The organism is Bradyrhizobium sp. LTSP849 (genome assembly GCF_000938255.1).
Classification (GTDB): Bacteria; Pseudomonadota; Alphaproteobacteria; order Rhizobiales; family Xanthobacteraceae; genus Bradyrhizobium.
The window spans coordinates 90,340-115,208 of sequence record NZ_JYMR01000017.1; the positions used below are offsets into that span (position 1 = coordinate 90,340).

Here is a 24,869-nt window from a genome sequence, read left to right on the forward strand (position 1 = left end):
GGGCTGGAACTGAATGCGGTCCAAGTCGCAGCATTGGATGGAGGGCACAAACCAATGAACTTTCCCTATCTCACTCGCTTTCAACCGGTTCTCTTGAGCCTGTTTCGTTTCATCACCGGACTGCTGCTGTTCCAGTATGGCGTGGCCAAACTGTTCAAGTTTCCGGTGCTTCCCTACTTCGCCGATATCCCGCCGCTGATCTACGCGGCCGGCACGATCGAGCTGATCCTCGGCGCAACCCTGATGCTCGGCCTGTTCACCCGGCTCACAGCCTTCATCCTGGCAGGCGAAATGGCCTTCGCTTACTTCATGGGCCACGTCATGAAGACCGGCACGCCCGTGCTCCTGCCGCTGCTCAACGGCGGCACCGCGGCGATCCTGTTCTGCTTCGCCTGCCTCTACCTCTCGGCAGCGGGCGGCGGCTCGGTCAGCGTCGATGCGCTGGTGGGCAAGGAGAGCGACGCGGCGAGCGGCGCATTCGCGCGGCGCTGACGCGCTCACACTCGACGCGCAAGCAAGATGGCACCGGCGGATTGCCGGTGCCATCTCAGCGTGCCCCGAGCACGTTCCAGATGACGGCCAGTGCGGCGACAAGCAGCACGGACATGATGATGCGGTGAACGAATCGGTTCATTGCCGGTCCCGTCAGGCTCCCTCACCGCCAAAGTCCAACATCGATTTACCAGAACATGTGCAGCCCCGCGCGCCAGCGCAGGGCCTTCTGCCTGCACGGTTGCGCATAGGGCTGCGAGGGGAGGCCTGCGCGGCCGGTCGCCGCACGCCCGTATTCATGATTGGTAAGAAGTTCATGTTACGGACGATGACAATGACAACCATTCCGTCGAGGCCGCGATGAAACTGCTCAGTCATCTGAAGATCCGCACCAAGCTCGCCGGTATGGTCTGCCTTGCGGCCCTCACGGTCGCGGCGATCATTGCGCTCTCCGCCGTTCTCAGCAAGAGCCGTATGATCGAGGACCGGGTCCAGCAGATGAAGGCTGCGGTCGATCTGCTCCACGGGCTCGCGCAGAACTTCCAGGATGACGTCGCCGCCGGCAAGATGAGCTCGGACGATGCCAAGCTCCAGTTCCGCCAGCGTGCCCGCAACATGAAATTCGGCGGCGGCCAAGGCTATCCCGTCGTCTACAACGCCGACACATCGATTCTGGTCAATGGAGCCAATCCGCAGCTCGAAGGCAAGATCACTGGCGCCACGGATTCCAACGGCGTCGTGATTGCCGGTGCCCAGCTGAATGCCGCCAAGCAGGCGCCCCAGGGCGGCGTCACGTCCTATCTCTACCCGCGCCCCGGCCAGACCGAGCCCGTCCGCAAGACCGTGTTCGTGCGCCTGTTCGCGCCCTGGAACGCCACGATCAGCTACGGCCTCTATGTCGACGACATCGACGCCGACGTTCGCGCATTGACGCTCGAGCTCGCCGCGGTCGGCGTCGGCCTGATGCTGCTGATGGCGATCCTATCCTGGCTGATTGCTCGTGACGTGCTCAGCGCGCTCGACCGTCAGAAGAACCGCATGCAGGACATTGCCGACGGCAACCTCGACAAGCCGGTCGAAGAGACCGACCGCGGCGACGAAATCGGCCGCATGGCCGAGACGCTCGAAGTGCTGCGCAAGACCGCACTCACGGCGCGCGCACTGGAGGCCGAACAGATCGCGGCCAAGTCCCGCAGCGAGCAGGAGAAGCGCGATGCTTTGATCTCGCTCGCCGACCGCTTCGATGCCTCCGTCGGCCAGCTGGTCGGCATGATGGCCTCGGGCTCCGGTGAGCTCGAGACCACCGCCAAGTCGATGTCGTCGACAGCCGAAGGCACCAACCGACGCGCCGCGGTGGTCGGCTCAGCGGCCACCGAAGCCAGCCAGCGGGTCCAGACGGTCGCGGCGGCAGCCGAGGAGCTCTCCTCCTCCATCACCGAGATCAGCCGTCAGGTCGCGCAGTCGGCCAAAGTCACCGGTCGCGCGGTCGACAGCGCACGCCGCACCGACACCATCGTGCGCGCGCTGTCCGACGGCGCCCAGCAGATCGAGCATGTCGCCGAGCTGATCTCGAGCATCGCGGCGCAGACCAATCTGCTCGCGCTCAACGCCACCATCGAGGCCGCACGCGCCGGTGAGGCCGGCCGCGGCTTCGCCGTCGTCGCATCTGAAGTAAAGTCACTCGCCAGCCAGACGGCGGAAGCCACCCGCGAGATCGGCGACAAGATCGCCCAGATCCAGGGCGCGACCAAGGAAGCCGTGGATGCGATCGGCGGCATCACTGCCACCATCGAGGAAGTCAGCCGGATCGCGACCTCGATCGGTGCTGCGATCGAGGAGCAAGGTGCTGCCACAGCCGAGATCGCCCGCAGCGTCTCGCAGACGGCGGAAGCGACCAAGGAGGTCACCACCAATATCGGTGGCGTCAGCACGGCGGCGAACGAGACCGGCAACGCGGCCGACATGGTGCTCACCGCCGCATCGAACCTGTCCAAGCAGGCCGAGCAGCTCTCGGGCGAAGTCGGGGCGTTCCTGGCCGGCGTGCGCGCGGCGTAAGACGCACGAAGCGCTCCCAAGAGATCGTCAAAAGAGATCGTCATGCCCGGGCAGAAGCGCGAAGCGCGTCTTCGCGCTAGATGTCCCGGGCATCTACGTTTCAGAGAATGGGCGCAGTCATTCGCGGCTATCGCCGCGCGAGGCTGCAACCGCTAGACAGCGGCCGTGCCGATCCCGTCGGGCTGTCGCCCGACTGCGCCGACGGCAACTCGTCGATCGGCGTGTTCTGCTTGCCGGTGTTGAACTCGAAGATCTTGCGGAACAGGCCCGGTGCCATCGCCGAGATCGGGTTGACGCGCATCACAGGCGCTGCCGGCGTGCCGACGACCTCATAGGTGACGCCGATCAGGCCTTCATTGTTGCCGCCGCCGAGGAAGATGCCGAACAACGGGATCTGGCCAAAGATATTGTTCACGCCATACATCGGCACGAAGGTGCCACTCATGCACACCTGGCTGCCGGGATAGTCGATCGAGCCCTCGATGGTACCGCCGATCATCGGTCCTTTCACCACACCGTTGCGGACCGTGAGTGCACCGTTCTGCCGGGTGAACTCGGCACGCAGTGCCGTGAAAGCCACGCCGCTCTGCGCGCCGTTGGGGCCGCCCGCCGCGACGCGATCGAGCTGATCCATTCCCTTCACCGTGAAGTCGCGCACATTGATCAGGCCTTCCCTGGTCGCAGGCTCTGACGTCGGCGGCTCCATCGCCACCACAATCTGGCCGCCGAAGACCTTGTTGGTGGTGTCGGTGAAGCGCAGCAATGCGCCGGCGTCGTCGGTCTGGAGATAGATCACCTCCCGGCTGCCCTGCGCACGCCCGCCGCGCAGATCGGCCGCCACCGGCGTGTCGCGGCCGATCTTGCCGTTCAGGGTGAACGCTTTGACGGCGCCGCTGCGCTTCGACATCTTGGCCTCGACGCTGCGCATCGCCTCGCCATTGAAGCCTGCGACCGCGCCGAGCTTCACATCGATGTCGAAATCGACGTTCTTGAGCTTGCTCTTGGCGTCGTCCTTGGAATTGCCCGAGATCGCCGATTTCAGGAAGCCGCGGCCGTCGAACACGTCGCCGCGCATGGTGCCCCTCACCACACCGTCCTGACCGCGCTCCACCTTCAACGACGTCTTGTCGCCGTCGGACGGCGAGTAGACCGGGAAGTTCGCATTCATGAGGTCGCCATTCGGGTCGACCTCGAGCGAGCCCTTGATCGAAGCGCCGCCGCCTTCGATGACGATGTCCTCGAGCCGCGTCGATTGTGCTGTCGGCACCACCTTGAACGTTGCCTTGCTCGCCTTCCCCGGCAGCTTGACCCAGCCGGGAAGGATGTTGTCGAGCTTGACCGAGGTCAGGTCGGCCTCGATGCCGAGCTTCGTCGTCTGGTCGGGACCGCCGGCAATCTTGCCCGACAGCTTGATCGGCACCGAGCCGCTGACGGCCGGGCTCAGGTCGAAGCCCAGGCGCGCACGGCTGGAATCATCCAGCGTCGTCTGCAATTTGACGTCCGCATCGCCATCCGTCGCCTTGCGGTAGTCGAGCGAGGCCGCCTGCCCATTGATCTTGACGTCGCCCTTGACCTGGTAGCCCTGGTTGTTGGCAACGATCTTGAGGTTATTGGCCTCCAGCTTCTGGTTCATCACCAGCTTGTCGGCGGCAAAGCCATTGAGATCGGCGGTGACGGCGTAGACAGTGTCTGTCTTGGTCAGCTCGCCCTTGACCGGCAGGCCCAACTGGATGTTGGCCGTGAACGTGCCCTTGCTGGTGTTCGGATCGATGACGGTCGATGACAGATCGCTCAGGCGATCATTGGACAGCATTTCGGCCGCGGCAGGCACCGGACCATCGACGCGGAATCTGGTCCGCGACGGCGATGGTTTCGGCGCCATGTCCGGCACCTCGAAGGTGAAGTCGGAGATCGTGACCTTGCGGCCCGCGGGCGTATCGGCAATGCCCTGCCCGATAGTCACGGTCGCGGTGCGTCCGGTCACGTGCGCCTTCAGATCGGCATCGTGCACCACCGGCATGCCGTCCACGGGGCGGACCGCGACGCCGCTCGCCACGATGTTGACCGAGAGGCCGTCATCGGGAATTGGCGGTCCCTTGCGCGGAAGGTTGCGCGTCGGCGAGTTGATCCCGACCTCGATGCGCTGAAGCGTGCCGCGCTCGATCCGCTCGATCACCCATTGGCGCAACTCGGGCACGACCAGAGTCGGCCACATCCGCTTCAGCGCAGAGGCCGACATCGGCGTGCCGGCAAAGCCGAGCGTCAGGCGCGGCTCGCCGGAATAGTCGATCGCCCCGGTGCCGGCGACGCCGATCTCGCCATTGGAGATATCGGCCTGCGTCAACAGCATGCGCTTGTGGTCGGTGTCGAAGCGGAAGCCGATCGCGATGCGGTTGAAGACGAGGGGCGGCTCGTTGTCGATTCCGCCCAACAGAATCGACCCGCCGCTGAAACCGAGCTGCCAGTCGTTGATGGTGCCGTTCGGCGGCTCGACATGGGCCAGCAGCGTCAGGCGGTTGGCGCCGGAGAGGATCTTGAACGGCGCAACCAGCACCCGCCGGCTCGCATCCCATTCCACATTGATCTCGGCCGAGTCGATCGCCATCGGATAGTCGGGCGTGTCGGTGTCGATGATGTTGCCCGCACCGACCGTGATCTTGCCGCGGAAGAAAGTCGGCACGCCATCGCGGCCGAGTTCGCCCTTGAGCTCGCCGGTTAGCGGCAGGTCGGCGGTGTAGGTCAGGTCCTTCACCCGCAGCGCCAGCAGGATGTTGGAGGTCGAAACTTTGTCGGCACGGATGTCGATCGAGCGCACGCCGTTCTCGCTCGGCCCGATCGTGGCGCGCAGCGACCACGGGCGCGCGCCTTCTTCGCCGAAGCTGAGCGCGACACCGCCATGGCTCGGCCGGCGCAGGCTGAGCGTGATGTTCTCAAACGTCCATTTGCCGCCGCGCTGCTGATCGTCGACGATCAGATTGCCGTTCTTGAGACCGATCTCGTTGAGGTTCTGGCCGTCGAGGCCGGTCAAGCTCAGGCTGTCGAGCCAGTCGAGGCCCTGAAGAATTCCGCTCTGCGCAGTGGGTTGAGGCGCGATCTGAGACGCGTCCGGGCTTGCGGGCGCCATCCCGAAAGGCGGCGGCGAGACCCCGTTACGCGGGAATGTCGGCGGCAGGCCCGCTTCCTTCTTGGACGCGACGCCGGTCGCGAGCGGCTTCGCCGTGTCGCCAGCGGACACTGTAACGGTCCCGTCCGGCGCGATCCGGATCGCAAGCTCGGCATCGACGAGATTGAGGCTTTCGGCGCGCAGGTGCCCCATCAGGAGTCCCGCCCCCGACAGCCTCACCTCGGCCTTCGGCGCGCTGGCGACGATGGCATGGTCATGATCGCGGACGATGATGTCGCGGATGCGCACCGCGATGCGGATCCGCCCGGCCCGCTCGATCTGGGTGCCGCCGACCTCGACGGTGTTGCCGTGGCCGATATTGTCCTCGATGGCGGCGGCAAGCCAGGGCGTCGCCATGTCGAGATTGATGGGACCGGCGCCGAGCCGCCACCACAGCGCCCCGAAACAGCCGACAAAGATGACGATCAGTGCGCCGAGGACGACGGCGATCCGGCGAAGCCAGCGTCCGCTCGGCAGCACGCGCCGAAACCACGAGAAGCTATCACCGACGCTGAAGCGCGAACTGGAACGCGACAACAGGCGGCGTGCGCGATGGCCCGCCTCCTCCTCCTGATTCGGATCCCAATCGGCCTCGTCCCATTCCGGCGGCTCCTGTCCGCCGCCGCGCCGATCGAAATCGCGATTGTGATCCTGGGGCGACGTATTCCTTGCCATTGCCTCTCGATACAGGTGCCCATCGAAGGATTGAGCGCCGCCGGGACCGCAGCCATCGACGGGGATCGAAGCTCCCCGCCCCGGCATTGCCGCCATGCCTCGAATATTCCTGCTGTTCGTCATGTCGCCCCGGGAGCGCGTTCAACGAGCAGTGGGGTGGTGCGTGGAATTCCTTGTAACCATACTCCGGCGTCGTCAAACTTGCCCAGCCGAGGGCGCGAATCCGGCACGCCGGACGAGAGCTGCAATACCGCTTTGGTTGACCCGCCGAAAGCGACGAAAGGAAGGCGTATGTCCAAGAAATCCCGAAAGAAATCGTCCAAAACGCCCTCCGGCAGTCTGACGGCTAAAAAGAAGACCCCGAAAACACGGGCATCGACTCACACAGGCCCGGCGAAAACACAGCGGGCATCAGCAGGCAAATCAACCAAGACAAACGCAAAAGCAGCATCGCATAAGGCCGCATCCAAACGGTTAAAATCTTCTGAAAAGGCCCCTCAGCCCAAAGCCGCTTCCGCGCCCGTTCTGGCCGAGGGCCAGAAGGCCCCCGGCTTCCGCCTGCCCCGCGACGGCGGTAGCGTGGTGACGCCGGCCGATTACGCCGGCCAGAAGCTCGTCCTGTTCTTCTACCCCCGCGCCGACACGCCCGGCTGCACCCGCGAGGCCATCGACTTCACGCGGCTCAAGGACGCCTTTGCCGCGGCCGGTACCGCCGTCCTCGGCATCTCCGCCGATCCGTTAAAGGCCCAGGAGAAGTTCCGCGACAAGCATAGTCTCGGCATTCCCCTGATCTCGGATGAGACGCATGAGATGCTGGAGGCGTATGGCGCCTGGGGCGAAAAATCCATGTATGGCAAGAGCTTCCTCGGGATTCTTCGCACCACGGTGCTGGTCGGGGCCGACGGCAAGGTGACGAAGGTCTGGCGCAATGTCCGCGTCGACGGCCATGCCGACGAGGTGTTGGCAGCGGCAAGAAGTCTTTAACCAGCCCGTTAAATTCGAGCACCCTCGTTTCCGAAAAATTAACCATGACCGGCCCAGATTGCAGCGGCAATTGAGCCGTCAGGAACCGTTCCGACCGGCGCGGGAGTGCCGATGTCGAATAGTTCTGCCCAATATTCGCAGTACCCCCAGCATCAGGCTCACGACCACGGACGGTCCTTCCATCGCCGTCCTGCCACCGCTGCGGTGGCAACGGCGATTCCCCTTCCCGACACAGACGACGCCTACACCATCGTGCATCACGGCAAGCAGGTTCGCTTGGGGCCTGTGGTGTTCTGGATCGTGGTCGGCACGATCGTGCTGCTCGGCCTGTGGTCGGCGGCGACCGCCACCTATTTCGCCTTCCGTGACGACGTCCTGACCCGGCTGATCGCCCGCCAGGCCGAGATGCAATACGCCTATGAGGATCGCATCGCCGAGCTGCGTGCGAAGGTTGACCGCACCACCAGCCGGCAGCTGCTCGACCAGGAGCAGTTCGACCAGAAGCTAGATCAGATCATGAAGCGTCAGACGGCGCTGGAGTCCCGGGCCACGGCGCTTGGCGCCATGCCTGACGTCACCGGATCGATTCCCCGCTCGACCCCGCAGCGCGGCGATGCGGCCCAGACGACGCCGCAGGGCACACCAAAGCCGTCCCCGATCAGCGACACCGTGATCTTCGTGGCCCCGCCCGATCGCGAGGCGCGGCTCGAATCGCGGGCTCCGACCGTGGTGGCCCCGCCGGTCAATCAATTCGCCAAGAACCAGGGCTTCGACAATGTCCTGGTCCGACTCACAACCTCGCTTGACCAGGTCGAGCGCCGCCAGATCGCGGCGCTCAGCGCCGTCGAGGAAGGCATGGATTCGCGCATGCGTCGGATGCGCGGCGTGGTCAGTGATCTCGGCCTGAACATGGCCAACCTCGAGGCCGCCGTGCCGCGCACCGCCATGGGCGGGCCTTTTGTCCCCGTCAAACTGACTGCCAACGCCGGGCCGTTCGAGAAGCAGCTCTATCGCATCAACCTCACCCGCGCCGACATGGACCGGCTCAACCGTACGCTGGCGCTGGTGCCCTATCGCAAGCCCGTCGTCGGCGAAGTCGAGTTCACCTCCGGCTTCGGCGTGCGCAGCGATCCCTTCCTCGGCCGGCCTGCGATGCATACCGGCCTCGACTTCCGTGCCTCGACCGGCGATCCCGTACGCGTCACCGCCAACGGCAAGGTCGTCTCGGCCGGCTGGTCCGGCGGTTACGGCCGCATGATCGAGGTCGACCACGGCAACGGACTTGCGACCCGCTACGGCCATCTCTCCGAGATCAATGTGAAGGTCGGCGAGATCGTGAAGATCGGCCAGGTAGTGGGGCTCGTCGGCTCGACCGGACGTTCGACTGGCCCGCATCTGCACTACGAAACCCGCATCGACGGCGAGGCGGTCGATCCGCAGAAATTCTTGCGCGCCGGTGTGCGCCTCAGCGCGGGCTAGGCCTGGCCCCTGCCTTCACCAAACATGCGTGGCGCTTCAGACACGAGGCTGACATGCTTTCAGGAAGAATTTGAGTCCTGCCTCGATCTCCTGTTCGATCGCCCGTTCCGTGAGATCGCTGAGGCCCAGCACGATCAGCAGCGGTAGTTCGCCGCGGATCAGGCTCAGGAATTGTTTGGCGGCTTCCATCGCGTCGTCAAATTCCAGGAGCTTCGCGGCCCTCGCTTCTTCAAGGAATTGAGAGAGCCGCCGGATCGTCGCCTCGGGGCCGCTTTCATAGAAGAGCCGCGCGAGCACGGGAAACCGGCCGCTCTCGTTGGCGATGATGCGGACGAAGGCGACATCCTTCCGGTGAATGAAGCTGTGGAGGTATTGCTTGGCGAACTCCCGCAGCGCTTCGGACAGTCCGGCCGACAGTTTGGGCAGCGGCAGGTCGCGTTGCAGGCTCTCGCACTCCGCCACGATCAATGAGGCGAACAGGGCCTCCTTGCTCGGGAAATACGCGTAGAGCGTGGCCTTCGACACGCCGGCGGCTTTTGCGATCGCATCCATGCTGGTCGCGGAGAAACCCTGATCGAGAAACAACTGCGACGCCGCACGGATGACGATGTCCATCTTGCGGCCCGCTGGTGCGCTGTCCTTCTCGTGAGCAGGATGGGCAATCGTTTCGATCAAGGATGGCTCTCCGTCAGTTCGCGACTCGTTGTCGTCGTCCGCAGCGCGCACAATGACCGAGCGTCAACAACTTGAAAGAACAAACAGGCGCACTTGACCAACGCGCGCGTAGCCTAGTTTTTCACAATCAGCAATAAAACTAAACCGTTCAGTACCGTTGACAATATTCGCCTAGCCGGTCAAGTACTAAACGGTTCAGTTCTTGCGAGTGGCGATGTCTTACCGAACATTCCTCCAAAAAGGTGCCTTGATACCTCTTCTTCAAGCCGCCATCTCTCTTGGCGGCTGCGCGGTCGGTCCGGACTTCATTCCGGCGGACGCGCCGGGGGTCACCGGGTACACCGCGGGCCGATTGTCCGTGGCAGTTGGGGCAGACGGGCCCGGCGGAACGGCACAGAGATTCGTCAGCGGCGCGGACGTGCCGGGGATCTGGTGGAAGGTGTTTCGCTCGCGACGGATTGAAGCCTTCGTCCGGGAAGCGATCGACAACCATCCCGACATCACCGCAGCCCAGGCGGCGCTGCGCCAAGCGCGCGAGGTCGCTGCAGCCGACATGAGCGCGCTGCTGCCGTCCATTACCGGAAGCGACAGCGTAACCCGCAGTCAGACACCCCTGGCAGAAGCCGGCCAGACCGGACCGTCGTCGTTGTACACCCTGTACAAAACGTCAGTCCCGATTTCGTTCACGCCCGATATCTTCGGCGGCAAGGCGCGCGGGATCGAGGCTGATCTGGCCAATGCAAACTACCAGCGTTTCCAACTCGAAGCGACCTACCTGACCTTGACGGCGAATGTGGTGACGACCGCGATCAGTGACGCCTCCTACGCGGATCAGATTCGTGTCACCGAGGAACAGATCGAGGGCCAGCGCCAGCTGGTGGCGTTGCTCGAACAGCAATTCGCGCTCGGCGCCGTCTCCAACGCCGACGTCCTGACGCAGAAGGCCCAGCTTGCGCAAACGCTCGCAACCCTGCCACCGTTACAAAAGTCGCGCGCGCAGAACCGCAATCAACTGATGGCCTATCTCGGCCGGCTGCCGAGTCAGGACAGGGGCGAAGCGGTCCCTCTGGCGAACTTGCGCCTGCCCCGCGACCTTCCGGTCACGGTGCCCTCGTTGCTGGTGCGGCAGCGGCCGGACATTCAGGCCGCGGAAAGCCAGGTGCAGCAGGCCAGCGCAAATGTCGGTGTTGCCATTGCCAACATGCTTCCAAACGTCACGTTGTCGGCGTCGGGCGGCAGCTCGGCACTGGCACTTTCGGGACTTTATGGGCCGCAATCTGCGGCCTGGAGCGTGGCCGCCAGCGTCACCGGGCCGATTTTCGACGCCGGAAACTTGTTCCACACCAAGGAATCCAAAGTCGCTGCGTTGGAGCAATCCGGCGCGAAATACCGTTCAACCGTGATCACGGCATTTCAGAACGTTGCCGACGCGCTGCGCGCGATCCAATCGGATGCCGACCTCCTGAAGGCCCAGGTCGAGGCGGAAAAAACCGCCGCCGAAAGCCTCAAGATGTCGCAGGCTCAGTTCAAGGCAGGCTCCACCACCTTCATCTCCGTCATCAACGCCGAACAGACGCTGCTGACGGCGCGGATCAATCGCGTGAAGGCGCAGGCTTCGCGCTACGCCGACACCGTGGCGCTGTATCAGGCGCTTGGTGGCGGCTGGTGGAATCGCGTCGATGAATCCCCCGCCGCCGAGGCAAAGCCCGCGGGCATTGCCGCGATCTTCGTTCCCGCCGGGGCCCTGCCGCCGCGGCCGGCTCCGCAATCCAACTAACGCGAAAGCCCGACGCCATGTTGAAGCGCATGATCATCATGCTGTGTGTCATCGGGGCGGTGTTTGCCGCCCTCGCCTGGTTCGTCAATTTTCGCGCCGGCATGATCAGTCAAGTCATGGCCTCGCTCGCCGATCCGCCGCAAACGGTATCGACGACCGCTGCGCAGGTCAGCGACTGGCAATCGACCTTGACTGCGATCGGCACGTTTCGTGCCGTAAACGGCGCAGATCTCTCGCTGCAACAGCCCGGCATCGTGGACAGCCTTCATTTCGAATCCGGCAAGGATGTCGCCGCAGGCGATACGCTTCTCGATCTGCGCAAAGAGGACGACGTCGCCAAGCTACAGTCGTTGCAGGCCACCGCCGACGGCTACGGCATCACGTTGCGGCGCGATCTGGGCCAGTTGAAGATCAATGCAGTCAGCCAAGCGACGGTCGACAGCGATGCCGTCAACGAGCGCAACGCTCTCGCCCTGCTCGCCCAGCAGCGGGCGCTAGTCGATCAAAAGACGCTACGTGCGCCGTTTGCCGGCCGTCTCGGTGTGCGTCAGGTCGACGTTGGCCAGTATCTGACCGCAGGCACCACCATTGTCACGCTGCAGGCTCTCGACCATCTCTTCCTCGACTTTACGCTGCCGCAGCAGGCAATCGATCAGGTCACCGTCGGGCAAGAGGTCGTGGCGCGCGTCGACGCCTTTCCGGACCGCAGCTTCAAGGGCACGGTACAGGGGTTCAATTCCAAGGTCGATCAAGCCAGCCGCAACGTTCAGGTCCGCGCGATTTTCGACAATGCGGATCGCAAGCTTCTGCCCGGCATGTTCGCACGGATCGATGTCCGCGTCGGCCAAAGCACGAGCTATCTCACGCTGCCGCAAACCGCCATCGTCTACAACACTTATGGAGAGTCGGTGTTCCTCGCGGTCAAGAGCGAGGCGCCGGACAAGCAGGGTTTGGTGGCCCGCCAGACCTTCATCAAGACCGGCGCCACCCGCGGTGATCAGGTGGCCGTGATCTCGGGTCTCGATCGGGACGCAACCGTCGTCACCGCGGGCCAGATCAAGCTGCGCAACGGCACCCTGCTGAAGATCGACAACTCCATTCCCGTGGCGAACGATCCAAATCCGGCACCCGCCGATCACTGAGGAGGAAGAACGTGTCCTTTACCGACATCTTCATTCGTCGGCCGGTGCTTGCGATCGTCGTCAGCCTGATGATCCTGGTGCTGGGTCTGAAGTCGGTGACTTCGCTGCCGATCCTGCAATATCCGCGAACGCAGAATGCGATCGTCACCGTGACGACGACGTACTACGGCGCGGATCCGGCGATCGTCGCGGGATTCATCACCACGCCGCTCGAAAATGCCATCGCCCAGGCCAATGGCATCGACTACATGACGTCGACAAGCCAGCCCAGTACCTCGACCATCACCGTCAACCTGCGGCTGAATTTCGATTCCGGCAAGGCGCTGACCGAGATCAATACCAAGGTGAACTCGGTGCTCAACCAGCTTCCGAGCGGCGTCCAGCAGCCGGTGCTTACGGTCAAGGTCGGTCAGACCATCGACGCCATGTATCTCGGCTTCAGCAGCGACGTGCTAGCACCGAACCAGATCACCGATTATCTGATCCGCGTGGTGCAGCCCAAACTGCAGGCGGTGGCCGGCGTGCAGACCGCCGAACTGCTCGGCAACAAGACCTTCGCGCTACGCGCCTGGCTTGATCCGATCAAGCTTGCGGCGTACGGGCTGACCGCCTCCGATGTATCGACCGCGCTGTCCAGCAACGACTACATTGCCGGGCTTGGCACCACCAAAGGCCAGATGGTGCAGGTCAACCTGACGGCAGCGACCAACCTGAAATCACTACAGGAGTTTCGCGATCTCGTCGTCAAGCAGGCGGGCGCGTCCAACGTCAAGCTCTCCGATGTGGCGAACGTCACCCTCGGCTCCGAGGATTACGAATCGTCAGTCGGATTCAACGGCAAGCGTGCGGTCTATATCGGCATCCAGGTGGCGCCAAACGCCAACCTTCTCGACGTCATCAAAGGCGTCCGCGCCGTCTATCCCGACATCAAGGCGCAGCAGCCGGAGGGGCTGAATTCCGAGATCATCTACGACTCCACCGAATTCGTGAACAGCTCGATCAACGAGGTGATCCATACCTTGCTCGAAGCGCTTCTGATCGTCACCGTGGTGGTATTCCTGTTCCTCGGCTCATGGCGTTCGGTGCTGATTCCCGTGATCGCCATCCCGCTCTCGCTGGTTGGCACCTTCAGCCTGCTGCTGGCGCTCGGCTTCTCGATCAACCTCCTGACGCTGCTGGCGCTCGTGCTGGCGATTGGTCTCGTCGTCGACGACGCCATTATCGTGGTCGAGAACGTCAATCGGCATTTGGCCGAGGGCACCAAGCCGTTGCAGGCCGCGATCCTCGCCGCGCGCGAGCTTGCGGGTCCTATCGTGGCGATGACCGTCGTGCTGATCGCAGTCTACGTGCCGATCGGCTTCCAGGGGGGCCTGACCGGAGCGCTCTTCACTGAATTCGCCTTCACACTTGCCGGTGCCGTTGCGGTGTCGGCCGTCATCGCATTGACGCTGACGCCGATGTGCTGCGCCTTCATCCTCAAGCCGCCGAACACCGGCAAACTGACGCTTGATGACCGTATCGTTGGATTCATCGATGCGCGGATGGAGACGTTGCAACATCGATATCGGCGCTTGCTCGCTGGCAGCCTGACAACAATTCCGGTCACGGTCGTGTTCGCCGGCCTCGTCTTGAGCAGCATCTACTGGCTCTATACGAACTCCAAGAACGAGCTTGCGCCGGAGGAGGATCAGGGTGCGATCCTGATGCAGTCGACGCTCGCGCCGAACGCAACCTTACAGCAGAAACTGCTGTATTCCGCCGAGGTCTACCGGCGCATCTCCGCCTATCCTGAAACCGCGGGCGTGTTTCAGCTCGATCTCACCGGCAGCTCGATCGCGGGCTGGGTGCTAAAGTCCTGGGACAAGCGCGACAAGACTGCGGCACAGCTACAACCGGTGCTTCAGCAGGAGATGGCGGGGGTTGCCGGTGCCAAGATCGTGGCGTTCCAATTGCCGCCGCTACCGGGAGCTAGCGGCCTTCCGATCCAGTTCGTGATCCAGACCACGGATCCGTTCGACCGGCTCGACGGCATCGCGAAGGCGTTCACCGCCGAGGCCCTGAAAAGCGGCAAGTTCATCTTCCTCGACAATGACCTGAAGGTCGACCAGCCGCAAACCTCGGTGGTGATCGATCGCGAAAAGACCGCGCAGCTTGGGCTGAAGCTCAGCGATGTCGGCGGTGCGCTGGGCAGCATGCTGGGTGGCGGCTACGTCAACTATTTCGGCCTGGACGGCCGCTCCTACAAGGTCATTCCTCAGGTCGAACAGCGCCAGCGGCTCAACGCCGATCAGGTGCTCGATTACTACATCAAGACCTCGGACGGTACGTCTGTTCCGCTGTCGACGGTGGCGTCGCTGAAAACGACCACGGTTCCGCAATCGTTGAATCATTTCCAGCAGATCAATGCCGCCACCGTTTCCGGCGTGGCCATGCCCGGTGTGATCACCGGGGAAGCACTCGCGACGCTGAAGGAGATCGCGGACCGGACCCTGCCCAAAGGCTACACCATCGACTATGGCGGGCAGTCGCGGCAGTTCATCCAGGAATCTTCGGGTTTTGCTGCGACCTTCGGCTTCGCCCTGATCATCATCTTCCTGGCGCTGTCGGCGCAGTTCGAAAGTTTCCGCGATCCCCTGATCATTCTGGTCTCGGTGCCGATGTCGATTGCAGGGGCACTGATCTTCATCATGCTGGGCATCAAGGGCGCCAGCCTCAATATCTATACCGAGGTCGGCCTTGTGACGCTGATGGGCCTGATCAGCAAGCACGGCATTCTCATCGTCGAATTCGCCAACGAGCTGCAACATGCCGGCCGCTCCAAGCGCGATGCAGTCATCGAAGCGACCGCGATTCGGCTGCGCCCGATCCTGGTGACGACAGCGGCCATGGTGATCGGCGTGATGCCGCTGATCACCGCGTCCGGTGCTGGCGCGGCCTCACGCTTCAACATGGGGCTGGTGATCGCCTCCGGACTTTCGATTGGAACGCTGTTCACCCTGTTCGTGGTGCCGGCGTTCTACATCTTGCTCGCGGCTGACCATTCCGCAGCTGCGACAAGCGATGACACCGTGAAACTCGATTCGGTCGGCCTCGGAACGAACGGTGAGCCGCATGCAGCCCAGTGACGATCACCCCGCAAGGCGCACGACCGGGGCCTCTAGCGCCGGCCGCCGCCCATCCCGCCTCCGGGACCGCCGAGGCCACCACCACCCAGTCCACCACCAGGCCCCGTCGGCCCGCCGCCGGGCGAGCCGAGACCGCCGGGACCTGACGGGCCACTTGGTCCGGTCGGCGCGGAGCCGGGATTTGCACCGGGGCTCGATCCAGGTGCCGGCGCGCCTGCCGGGCCGGGCTGGCTGCCGCTCGGATTGGTGGTGCCGTGGTCGGGATGCATGATCGAGCCGCCGGGCGATCGATTGGGATTGCCGGCGCCACCCGGCGCCTGTGTCGGCGAGCCCGGGAATTGGCCAACGGCCTGCGCGGAGTCGACCTGAAGGCCGCGCGAGCGATCGAACACGCCGCTGACGACCATGCGCGCTTCGCCCGCCGCCGGCCCGAAGCGCGAGCTGTCACGAGCGACGAGCCCGGAGCCGAGCTGGAGGCTGGAGCCCGCACGCTGCACATAGGCCTCGATCGAGAGCCGGCTTGCACCGACGAGATCCGAGAAATCGTCGATGCGCGTGCGCGCGGCCTGCATCGCGCCCTGGCTCGTGCTGCCCTCGATCTGGACGCGCTGGCCGACCAGCAAGGGATCGACGCCGCTCACCTTGAGCCCGCCGATATGCAAGCCGTCCGGCCCGCGCTCGACGAGACCCGTGACGCGCTCGGCTGCGTCGTGGCGCTGTTCGACCAGGCTTGCGACAATCACGCCGTCGGTGCGGCGCAAGCCATAGACCGCCACCTGCGTGCCGGTGCGGAGCTTGCTCTCCTTGCCGCTCACAACGATCTTCTGGCCGAGCACCGTCAGCTCGTTGCCCTTCACTGATTCGACCGGGCCCGAGACCTCGCTCGCGATCGCGATGTTGCGGGTGACGAGCGTGCCATCGGCCTGCCGCGTCGCGACCACGCGCGCAAGCTGGCCGATGCGCAGAGCCTTCGGGCTCGCCGCCTCGCCGTCGATTCGGACCGGCACGTCGCTCGCATAGGTGACGCGCTCGCCATTAACGTAGATGCTGCCAAAGCGCTGGATCACGCCGACAATGCCGGTGCCGCCGATGCCATGATCATCGCCGCGCGTGATTCCGGTGCCGCCGATGCCCTGGTCCGTGCCGCGCTTGACCTGCGCGCGCGCCATGGCCGTTCCGGCAAGCCAGAATCCCGTCAGCAGCAGACGGCGGGAGATGAGCGGCGGCCGGCTCATGACGAGCTGCCTTCCTTGCCACTGCCCTTGCCGTTGCTCTCCTCATCGGCATCCTCGCTGTAGATGTAGATGCCGAAATTCCAGCGGGCGTCGCCGCCCTTGTCCTTGGCGAGCGCGCGATTCGCCTCGCGATTGGCGGTCTTCAGCGCATCCATCGCGAGCTCGCGCGAGCGCGCCTCGAGCCGCTTGGCAAGCTTCGGCGAGATGTTGTTGTAGTGGACAGCGCGTTCGAGGAAGCGCGGTGCCGGCCCCGACACGTTCTCGGCGGCGGCTGCGATATGGTCGTGCAGATTACGGCCGAGGTAATGCCACTTGCTGTCGTCCGCACCGCTCGGGACAAAGGCCGCCTCGACCAGTTCGATCTCGTCAGCTTCGTTGATGGTGACGAGCTTGCGATCGACCCATTCGTCGAGCACCGCGCGCGGGCGCACATCCTTGGTGACGGACGCGACCAGTTGCTCGAACGACGGTGCATCGCCCTCGGCGGTCCGCGGCAACGGCAGCGGCTCGCCTCTCGCATCGGTGAACTCGGGCGCGGCGAGCCAGCGCGCGATCACAGCGCTCGTCAGCGACAACGCCGCCGGCGTCTCGTGCACGGGCGCACCGGCGCCGCGCAGCCGCGCCACCTCCTTGCGGTGGATGCCGGTGAGCAGGCTGACGCGGCTGTCGGTCTGGTCCTTCCCTTCGAGCGCGAAATCATGCTCGGCGACATTGACGAAGAGCTCGCGGAGCAACTGCGCCAGCGCCGGGAACGTCATGCCGCTGCGAATGCACAGCCGCACCAACGGGCGCAGCAGCCGCGCCAGCGGCGCGTGCAGCTTTGCGGCGGCGTTCGGCTCTGGCGCCGCCGCTTTGGGCCCGGACTTGGCATTCATGTCCGGATTTTAACGGGACTTCGCGTGGGACACAATCCCACTTTTTCCCATTTGACGATTGACGTGGTAAATTTTCCCACATATACGGGAGCCACTGAGGGCGCGACTTGAAGGGACATTGATCATGGCCGACCGCTTGGCCCGCATTTCCAGTGCACCGCGTGCTGTTCCAATGCTCGACTTTGGCCGCGATCTGGGCCGTCACGGCGCGATCGAGCCGATTCTGCCAGCCCTGGTGCGGGGCGTGATCTTCATCTCGGTGCTGGCCGCACCGTTCGTTGCAGCACTCCTCGCAGGCTGATCGCCATCATGAACAATTCCAGCGAATCTCCGCGCCGTCCTTCGGTGCTGCACATCTTCAAGATCTACTACCCCGACCTGTTCGGTGGCACGCTCACGGTGATCCGCGACATCTGCGCGAGCCTGAAGGAGACCTTCGTCTCCGCCGTGCTGGTCTGCTCTGACAAGGGCGAAAGCCGCGAGATCATCAATGGCGTCGAGGTCGAGCGCGTGCGCTCGTTCGGCAATGTGCTGTCGCTGCCGGCCGCCCCCGCTTATCCCTGGCGGCTGTGGCGGAGGATCGCCAAGCACGATCTGCTCGCGCTCCACGCACCCTTCCCGCTCGCCGACCTCGTTTTCGCCTTGGGGTTCGGCCGCAAGCGGCCGCTGGTCGTGCACTGGCACGCCGACATCGTCACCCATGCCGGCCTGCGCCGGTTCGTCGAGCCGCTGATGCGGCGGACGCTGCGCCGCGCCAAGGCGATCATCGTCTCCGACCGCGTGCTGATCGACGAGGCGCCGTTGCTGCGGGAATTCGAAGACAAATGCCATGTCGTGCCGTTCGGCATCGACACCACGGTCTATGACTGGCCGAAGATCGAGCCGCACCACGTCAATGATCGCGGCCGGCTCGTGCTCGCCTGCGGCCGGCTCGTGCCCTACAAGGGTTTCGACGTGCTGATCCGCGCCGCGGTCAACCGCCAGTTCGAGGTCTGGATCATCGGCGAAGGGGCCGAGCGGCCCAGGCTGGAGCAATTGATCCGCGAGCTCGGCCTCAGTGAACGCGTCCGCCTGCTCGGATCCGTCAACGATTGCGAGCGCGTCAAGCTGATGTGCCTCGCAGACGTCTTTGTGATGCCGTCCGTCACCAATGCCGAGACCTTTGGCCTCGTTCAGCTCGAGGCCATGGCGGCCGGCCGCCCCGTCGTGAACACGGCGCTCGATACCGCGGTGCCGCGCGTGGCCCGCCACGGCATGGAGGCGATCACCGTGCCACCGGGCGACGCCGAGAAGCTCGGTGAGGCCATCGACACCCTGATCGGCGATCCCGAGCGCCGCCGCCGCATGGGGCTTTCGGCCCGGACGCGCGCGGTGACCCGCTATTCGGCGACAACCTTCAAGGAAGGCATGGAGACCGTCTACCGTGCGGCCGTCACCGCGCCTAGCGATGAGGTGGCACCTGCCGCCGAGGCGCTGCAGGCAACGGGCTGGCTGGACAGCTTGCGGATTGCCGCGGCCCTGGCCTGGTCCGACATGCGTCACCGCTATGTGCGCTCGTTGCTGGGTCCGTTCTGGATGTCGCTCCAGATGGCGATCGTGGTCGCGGTGCTGGGTTCGGTGATCGGCCAGATGTCCAACGCCGATATGATGTCGCACCTTCCCATGCTGGCGCTTTCGATGACGGCCTGGACCTTCCTCAACAGCGTTGTGCTTGATTCGACCACGGCGCTTCAGAACTCTGCAAGCCTGATCCGCGATCGCGCACTGCCGCCGGTCATCTTCCTCCTGCAATGTACGTTCCGCCAGGGGCTGTTCGCGCTGCACAATGCCTGCGTGCCGCTGATCCTGTGGCTGCTGCTCTCGCCGCACGATCTCTCCCGCGCGCTCGCAGCCCTGCCCGGCCTCCTGCTGTTCGTGACCTGCACCTTCGCGCTGAGCCTCGTCCTCGGCGCGCTGGCGACGCGCTATCGCGATCTCAAGCCGATCATCGAATCCACGCTGATGCTCGCCTTCCTGGCCTCGCCCGTGATCTGGTCCGCCGAAATGATCAATCATCGCTCCACCGTGATGCGGCTCAATCCGCTGACACATCTGTTTGCGGTGTGGCGCGAGCCGCTCGCCGGCGGGCATGTCGATGCGACCAGCATCGTCTATGTCCTGGTGACGCTGGCACTGTTGCTCTGCGCGAGCGTGCTGACGCTTGTTCACCTGCGCAAAGCCGCGTTCTGGATCTGACCGATGGCCACGATCAGCCTGCGCAACGTCTGCCTCGATTATCCCCTCTACGGCGCCTATGACTTCTCGCTGAAGCGGCGACTGCTCGGCCATCTCATCCGCGAACAGGGCGAGATGCGGATCATCCGCGCCGTCGACAATGTCACGATCGAGGCCGAGGCCGGCGCGCGCATTGGCCTGGCCGGCCCCAACGGCTCCGGCAAATCGACGCTGCTACGTCTGATCGCCGGCGTCTATCCGCCGAGCAGCGGCAGCGTAGCGATCAGCGGCAATGTCGTTCCCCTGCTCGGCCTGAACGCCGGCGTGAACCTCGACTTCGTTGCGGAGGACAATATCGCCCTTCTGCTGCGGATCAGCGGGCGCAAGCCGACGCGCGCCGTGATCGACGAGATCTGGGCCTTCACCGAGCTAGAGACGCGCATGCAGCGGCTGCCGCTACGGATGTTCTCCTCGGGCATGCTGATGCGCGTTCTGTTCGCGACCGCCACTGCGTTTCCGGCCGATATCCTCCTGCTCGACGAATGGCTGAGCGTGGTCGACGAACACTTTGCGGAGAAGGCCGAGGAGCGCCTGCAAAACCTGGTCTCGCAGGCCGCGATCGTGATCATCGCCTCGCACGACCAACCGCTGCTGCGTCGCACCTGCACCAGCATCATCAATCTCGATCATGGCCGCGTTGCCTCGACCGTCATGGTCGAGCCGCCGTCGACACTCCCCTTCGAGCTCCGCGAGAGACGCGCATGAAGCAGAACATCCTTGTCGTGTCCGAAGCGTTGGGCGAGCCCAACCACAAACGCGGCATCTTCCATTTCACGCGCGAATTGATGCGTTCGCTCGCTGCCGACGGCCACGAGCTCACGCTGCTGGTCGAGACCACGCGGCGTTACCGCAAGCTGCGCCGACGTGAGCAGCGTACAAAACTGTTCCCGGCGCAGTCGCGCAACATCGAGTTGCTGGCGCTCTATCGGTTCCTCGACGAAATCAACATGAGCGAGCCGCTGGCGCGTAACGGCTTACGGCGCACGCTCGACTGGCTCCGCCACAAGGCCACCATGTCGGTGTCATGGGATTATGTCGCCTGCTTTCTGCGCGCGATCGGCCTGCGCAGCCTGCACGCGCGACTGATCGAGAACAGCACAGGGGCACTCGAATACATCCCGCCGGATCTGCGCCACCTCGAATTGTTCCGCGACTTCCAGCTCGAGCCCGGATTCTACAGCTATCAGGACTCCTCCGCTTTCTTCCTGCTGCCGCCGCCACGGATCGACGCGCGCGACTATGACATCATTGTTGTGGACACGCCGACCCGGGTGGCAATCAAGCGCGGGCCGAACGCCAAGGTGATCTGCGTCGTGCACGATCTGTTGCCACTCACAGATCTCAAGCTCAGCGACGTCGCGACGCGATTGTTCCTGTCGCGGCTCCTCACCAGCCTGCGTCAGGCCGACGAGCTCGCCTTCGTTTCAAACTATAGCATGATGCGGTTCAGGGAACTGTTGCCGCAATTTGCGCACCTACCGGCGCGGGTCGTGTATCCCCGCACCCGGTTCGACGCCCCGGATGTCCTGCACCTCCCAGCCCCTGCGGGGCGTCCGGGGCGGCCGAGCTTTGTCGTCATCGTGTCGAACGAGCCACGCAAGAACGTCACCACCGTCATTCGTGCCTTCCGCAACATCCCTCAGGCCGATCTCGTGGTGATCGGCCTTGCTGGCCAGACCAACCGGATGCGCAATCTTCCGCAAAACGTCCGTTTCGCCGGCTATGTCGACGAGCATGAGAAGGCAGCGCTGATCGCGGAGGCGCACGGCCTGATCATGCCGAGCTTCGCCGAAGGCTTTGGCGTGCCGATCATCGAGGCACTGGCTGCGAACACACCGGTGCTGTGCTCTGACATCGCCGTGTTCCGCGAGGTCGCAGGCGAGCTCGCCGACTATTTCGATCCGTTCGCGACCGAGTCGATCGTTGCCTCCGTCACCCGCGTGTTGGCGCGGCAGGAGGAGTACCGCGGCAGGATCCGGGCCCGACGGCACGAGCTTGCCGAGCGGTTCGGCTACCAGACCCAGGCCCGCGACTTCCTCGGGCACGAAGCGCCCCCGGAACGCCTAGTCGCGGCCCGATAGGCGCGTCTCCGTGACTATCCAACCCGCAGCGTGGGCTGGTCCCGCCGATGCACGGCCTTGGCGAAGCTCGGCCACGCTGTTCCAGGCCGCCGACGTACTTGCAGCCCTGATCGCGGCGTCGCTGCCCTGGTCGACCACTGCGCCTTCGATCTTCGTCGGGCTGTGGCTGCTCGCGGTGACGCCGACCATCGACTGGCGCGATTATGCGCGCAGCCTTACGCGGTCCGCATTCGCCTTGCCCTTCGTCCTCCTGCTGCTCGCGCTCGTCGGCACGCTGTGGTCGGACGGTGCGTGGGCGGACAGACTGCATGCGATCAAGCCGGTCGTAAAACTCGTGCTAATTCCGCCGCTGCTCTATCATTTCAGCCGGTCGGAGCGCGGCTTCCAGGTCTGTCTCGCCTTTCTCGTCTCCTGTGCGCTGCTCGCGGTGTACTCCTGGATCGTGCTGCTCGATCCCACCTGGAAACTGACCGCGACCGCCTCGGCCGGCGTTCCCGTCAAAAACTACATCGACCAGAGCCAGGAGTTCACGCTGTGCGCCTTCGCGCTCGCGCTACCCGCGCTGACCTTTTGGCGCGGCGGAAGCGTGATCGCGACAGCCGCTTGCCTCTCGCTGATCCTGCTGTTCGTCACCAACATGGTGTTCGTTGCCTCGGCCCGCACAGCGCTGCTCTGCATTGCGGTGCTGCTGGCACTGTTCGCCTGGCAGCATCTCAGCCGGTGCGCCGCGCTGCTCCTGCTTGCAGGCGCCCTGGCCGCAAGCGCGCTGGCCTGGACGGCGTCGCCCTATCTGCGCCAGCGCATCACCGATATCGCCGTCGAGTATCAGCACGGCCGTGAAGACATCAGCCGTGCCTCGACCGCGCAGCGCCTGACCTATTGGCGCAAATCGTTCTCAGCCTTTGTGGAGGCGCCGCTGCTCGGCCACGGCACCGGCTCGATCAAGCGGCAATTCGAACGTGCCGCCAGAGGCGAAAGCGGCCTCGACGCCGAGATCGTCAGCAACCCGCACAACCAGACCCTCAACGTGGCCGTGCAATGGGGCCTGCTGGGCATCGTCTTGCTCTACGCGATGTGGATCGCTCATCTACGCCTTTTCGCGGGCGAAGGTCTTGCGGCCTGGATCGGACTCGTCGTCGTTGCACAGAACATTGTGAGCTCAGTTCTGAACTCGCATCTGTTCGATTTCCACGAGGGCTGGATCTATGTGCTCGGCGTCGGAATTGCCGGCGGCATGGCACTGAAGACCAAAGCCGGCGGCCAGCCCTGACTACTGGCCGCGCTCGTGGCCGACTTCGCCGGTGATGACGTCACCAAACAGTGCGATCGGCGTTGTTGCCGGCGGCCAATTGCGCCGGCGCGATCATTTGCGCGCACTCTTTTTCCTGCTGCAATCTTGTCGTCTTTTCCGGAGCCGGCACCAGATGGAGGGCTATCCGTGAAATTGAGCAGAATAGCTCGCTTGCAATCTGCGCCGTTGGTACAGGCTTAATCCTCGGAACGTCGTCACTGATCGCTCCGCTCGCTCACGGAGCACAGCCGTCATGTTCGGTCGAAAAGCTCCAAGGCCGCTACGTTTTTTCAGGCCAAGGCTCCAACCTGCATTATGGCGCATTCGACTTTGACGGCGCCGGAAAAGTCGATGGCCGGCAGACCTCACTGCGTTACAAAACATCGGTTCAGCGGGAATCCCTGAACGGCACGTATGTACTGGAAGCCGATTGCACGGGAACAATGACCCTCGAAGGTCAACCTGGCGGCACGGCACATTGGGACCTCTATGTAACGAGCGACGGCAAGAAGGGCCGTATGATCCGCACCGATTCCGGGACCACAGGCGTTCGCACGTTCGAACAATAATGCGGCCTTAGGTCTTCTGCTTACGCTTTGAACATCCTCAGCGCCCGCCCGTCGATCACAAGCAACGCGCTGCCGATGACGATCGCGCCTGCGATCTCGCGCGCGGTGATCGGCTCACCCAGCACCAGCCATCCCAGAAGGATAGCGGTCACGGGTATGAGCAGCGTCACAAGCATGACATTGGTTGCGCCCGAACGCCGCAGGATCTGAAAGAAGACGATATAGGCGAGCGCCGTCGAAAGGCTGGCCGAGCCAAGCACGGCAAGCCAGGTCGCGATACCCGGCATCGGCAAACGCCACGGTTGCTCCAACGCGCCGGCGACGATCGCCATCATCACCGTGGACGCCATCAGTTGAAAGGTGGCGGTCCCAAGCGGCGGCGAGTCCTTCAACAACCGCCGCGCCGCCAGCGCCGCGAGGCCATAGCTGAATGCGCCACCGAGGCAGAGCAGAATGCCGAACCCCTGCCCGGCTCGCGTCTCGACGCCCCACCCTCTCAGGATGATCACACCGGCGAGCCCCAGCGCGACCCCGACCATGCGCCGCATCTGCAACGCCTCGTCCCGCGCCGCAGCCATCACCAGCACCGTGAACAGCGGCGTGGTGGCATTCAGGATCGACGCGAGCCCGCTTGGAATGAAAGTCTGGCCGATCACGATCAGCGAAAACGGAATGACGTTGTTGAGCAGCCCGATCGCGACGAACGGTTTCCAGCCCGTCACGCCCCTGGGAAGACTGATGCCCTGCATACGGAGCAGCGGCAGCAGCATCGCGGCGCCCAGCGCCACGCGCAGGAACACCAGGGTGAGCGGCGGCAATTCCCGCAGCGCCGCGCCATTGAAGAAGAACGAGCCACCCCAGAGGATCGAGAGCACAGCGAGCAGCGACCAGTCTCGCGCGTCGATCCGGTTGTCATTCGGGGACATGGCGTCTCACATCGGCGGTTGGCCTCCGCCTAGTACAGCGCGACGCACTTT

At 64.2% G+C, this 24,869-nt stretch carries 18 protein-coding genes; 13 read left to right on the forward strand and 5 right to left on the reverse strand.

The genetic code is table 11. The features are described from left to right. The first annotated feature begins 54 nt into the window (after positions 1-54). Entirely contained in the window at positions 55-492 is a 438-nt protein-coding gene (locus UB31_RS12925; protein WP_045000023.1) for a DoxX family protein, read from the forward strand. Between the two features lie 360 nt (positions 493-852). Beyond that, positions 853-2,547 (forward strand): methyl-accepting chemotaxis protein, encoded by a 1,695-nt coding sequence (locus tag UB31_RS12930; RefSeq protein WP_045011099.1) that lies wholly within the window; start codon positions 853-855, stop codon positions 2,545-2,547. A 127-nt stretch (positions 2,548-2,674) separates the two neighbouring features. On the opposite strand, the gene UB31_RS12935 is transcribed toward UB31_RS12930, so the two are convergent. After that, on the reverse strand, positions 2,675-6,472 hold the full coding sequence (locus UB31_RS12935; RefSeq protein ID WP_045011174.1) for a YhdP family protein: 3,798 nt from the start codon (positions 6,470-6,472) through the stop codon (positions 2,675-2,677). A 204-nt stretch (positions 6,473-6,676) separates the two neighbouring features. Between UB31_RS12935 and UB31_RS12940 the strand changes: the two genes are divergently transcribed. Next, complete coding sequence (locus UB31_RS12940; protein ID WP_082078511.1) at positions 6,677-7,369, forward strand: peroxiredoxin; 693 nt, start codon at positions 6,677-6,679, stop codon at positions 7,367-7,369. A 111-nt stretch (positions 7,370-7,480) separates the two neighbouring features. Then, complete coding sequence (locus UB31_RS12945) at positions 7,481-8,848, forward strand: M23 family metallopeptidase (RefSeq protein WP_197090810.1); 1,368 nt, start codon at positions 7,481-7,483, stop codon at positions 8,846-8,848. Positions 8,849-8,884: 36 nt separating this feature from the next. On the opposite strand, the gene UB31_RS12950 is transcribed toward UB31_RS12945, so the two are convergent. After that, positions 8,885-9,523 carry a TetR/AcrR family transcriptional regulator gene (locus tag UB31_RS12950; protein ID WP_045011101.1) on the reverse strand — a complete coding sequence of 213 codons (639 nt, stop codon included), beginning with the start codon at positions 9,521-9,523 and terminating at the stop codon, positions 8,885-8,887. 214 nt (positions 9,524-9,737) lie between these two features. On the opposite strand from UB31_RS12950, the gene UB31_RS12955 reads away from it, so the two are divergent. Genes UB31_RS12955 through UB31_RS12965 form a run of 3 tightly spaced genes read left to right on the forward strand, consistent with a single transcriptional unit; the run spans position 9,738 to position 15,567 of the window. Further along, on the forward strand, positions 9,738-11,300 hold the full coding sequence (locus UB31_RS12955; RefSeq protein WP_045011102.1) for an efflux transporter outer membrane subunit: 1,563 nt from the start codon (positions 9,738-9,740) through the stop codon (positions 11,298-11,300). Between the two features lie 17 nt (positions 11,301-11,317). Continuing rightward, positions 11,318-12,442: an efflux RND transporter periplasmic adaptor subunit gene (locus UB31_RS12960; RefSeq protein ID WP_045011103.1), complete on the forward strand. Its 1,125-nt coding sequence runs from the start codon at positions 11,318-11,320 to the stop codon at positions 12,440-12,442. A gap of 11 nt (positions 12,443-12,453) precedes the next feature. Further along, positions 12,454-15,567 carry an efflux RND transporter permease subunit gene (locus UB31_RS12965; protein ID WP_045011104.1) on the forward strand — a complete coding sequence of 1,038 codons (3,114 nt, stop codon included), beginning with the start codon at positions 12,454-12,456 and terminating at the stop codon, positions 15,565-15,567. Between the two features lie 32 nt (positions 15,568-15,599). Here the strand turns inward: UB31_RS12965 and UB31_RS12970 are convergent, their stop codons facing one another. Together UB31_RS12970 and UB31_RS12975 are read right to left on the reverse strand one after the other, a co-directional pair. Beyond that, positions 15,600-16,802, reverse strand: coding sequence for a DUF5666 domain-containing protein (locus tag UB31_RS12970; RefSeq protein ID WP_045011105.1), 1,203 nt, complete (start codon positions 16,800-16,802; stop codon positions 15,600-15,602). After that, entirely contained in the window at positions 16,799-17,677 is an 879-nt protein-coding gene (locus tag UB31_RS12975; RefSeq protein ID WP_045011106.1) for a DUF6502 family protein, read from the reverse strand. Before UB31_RS12975 ends, UB31_RS12970 begins: the two co-directional genes overlap by 4 nt. Before the next feature lie 124 nt (positions 17,678-17,801). Between UB31_RS12975 and UB31_RS42155 the strand changes: the two genes are divergently transcribed. From UB31_RS42155 to UB31_RS41410, 6 genes are all read left to right on the forward strand, one after another. Further along, positions 17,802-17,978: a hypothetical protein gene (locus UB31_RS42155; RefSeq protein WP_197090811.1), complete on the forward strand. Its 177-nt coding sequence runs from the start codon at positions 17,802-17,804 to the stop codon at positions 17,976-17,978. A gap of 8 nt (positions 17,979-17,986) precedes the next feature. Beyond that, positions 17,987-19,912: a glycosyltransferase gene (locus tag UB31_RS12980; protein ID WP_045011107.1), complete on the forward strand. Its 1,926-nt coding sequence runs from the start codon at positions 17,987-17,989 to the stop codon at positions 19,910-19,912. Positions 19,913-19,915: 3 nt separating this feature from the next. Next, a complete protein-coding gene (locus UB31_RS12985) occupies positions 19,916-20,656 on the forward strand; it encodes an ABC transporter ATP-binding protein (RefSeq protein ID WP_045000037.1) in 741 nt (246 codons plus the stop codon). Then, positions 20,653-22,032 (forward strand): glycosyltransferase family 4 protein, encoded by a 1,380-nt coding sequence (locus UB31_RS12990; protein WP_045011108.1) that lies wholly within the window; start codon positions 20,653-20,655, stop codon positions 22,030-22,032. The genes UB31_RS12985 and UB31_RS12990 overlap by 4 nt, the downstream gene beginning before the upstream one ends. A gap of 10 nt (positions 22,033-22,042) precedes the next feature. Beyond that, positions 22,043-23,302, forward strand: a complete 1,260-nt coding sequence (locus tag UB31_RS12995; RefSeq protein WP_045011109.1) for an O-antigen ligase family protein — start codon at positions 22,043-22,045, stop codon at positions 23,300-23,302. 65 nt (positions 23,303-23,367) lie between these two features. Next, a complete protein-coding gene (locus UB31_RS41410) occupies positions 23,368-23,892 on the forward strand; it encodes a hypothetical protein (protein WP_156162713.1) in 525 nt (174 codons plus the stop codon). 20 nt (positions 23,893-23,912) lie between these two features. Here the strand turns inward: UB31_RS41410 and UB31_RS13000 are convergent, their stop codons facing one another. Continuing rightward, positions 23,913-24,818 (reverse strand): DMT family transporter, encoded by a 906-nt coding sequence (locus tag UB31_RS13000; RefSeq protein WP_045011110.1) that lies wholly within the window; start codon positions 24,816-24,818, stop codon positions 23,913-23,915. Between the last annotated feature and the right edge of the window lie 51 nt (positions 24,819-24,869).

What these genes read in the sequence shown, in the direction of transcription:
- UB31_RS12990 (WP_045011108.1), top strand. Translation starts at nt 20,653, where the DNA reads ATGAAGCAGAACATCCTTGTCGTGTCCGAAGCGTTGGGCGAGCCCAAC.
- UB31_RS12940 (WP_082078511.1), top strand. Translation starts at nt 6,677, where the DNA reads ATGTCCAAGAAATCCCGAAAGAAATCGTCCAAAACGCCCTCCGGCAGT.
- UB31_RS12975 (WP_045011106.1), bottom strand. Translation starts at nt 17,677, where the DNA reads ATGAATGCCAAGTCCGGGCCCAAAGCGGCGGCGCCAGAGCCGAACGCC.
- UB31_RS12970 (WP_045011105.1), bottom strand. Translation starts at nt 16,802, where the DNA reads ATGAGCCGGCCGCCGCTCATCTCCCGCCGTCTGCTGCTGACGGGATTC.
- UB31_RS12935 (WP_045011174.1), bottom strand. Translation starts at nt 6,472, where the DNA reads ATGCCGGGGCGGGGAGCTTCGATCCCCGTCGATGGCTGCGGTCCCGGC.
- UB31_RS12925 (WP_045000023.1), top strand. Translation starts at nt 55, where the DNA reads ATGAACTTTCCCTATCTCACTCGCTTTCAACCGGTTCTCTTGAGCCTG.
- UB31_RS12985 (WP_045000037.1), top strand. Translation starts at nt 19,916, where the DNA reads ATGGCCACGATCAGCCTGCGCAACGTCTGCCTCGATTATCCCCTCTAC.
- UB31_RS13000 (WP_045011110.1), bottom strand. Translation starts at nt 24,818, where the DNA reads ATGTCCCCGAATGACAACCGGATCGACGCGCGAGACTGGTCGCTGCTC.
- UB31_RS12930 (WP_045011099.1), top strand. Translation starts at nt 853, where the DNA reads ATGAAACTGCTCAGTCATCTGAAGATCCGCACCAAGCTCGCCGGTATG.
- UB31_RS12960 (WP_045011103.1), top strand. Translation starts at nt 11,318, where the DNA reads ATGTTGAAGCGCATGATCATCATGCTGTGTGTCATCGGGGCGGTGTTT.
- UB31_RS12955 (WP_045011102.1), top strand. Translation starts at nt 9,738, where the DNA reads ATGTCTTACCGAACATTCCTCCAAAAAGGTGCCTTGATACCTCTTCTT.
- UB31_RS42155 (WP_197090811.1), top strand. Translation starts at nt 17,802, where the DNA reads ATGGCCGACCGCTTGGCCCGCATTTCCAGTGCACCGCGTGCTGTTCCA.
- UB31_RS12980 (WP_045011107.1), top strand. Translation starts at nt 17,987, where the DNA reads ATGAACAATTCCAGCGAATCTCCGCGCCGTCCTTCGGTGCTGCACATC.
- UB31_RS12945 (WP_197090810.1), top strand. Translation starts at nt 7,481, where the DNA reads ATGTCGAATAGTTCTGCCCAATATTCGCAGTACCCCCAGCATCAGGCT.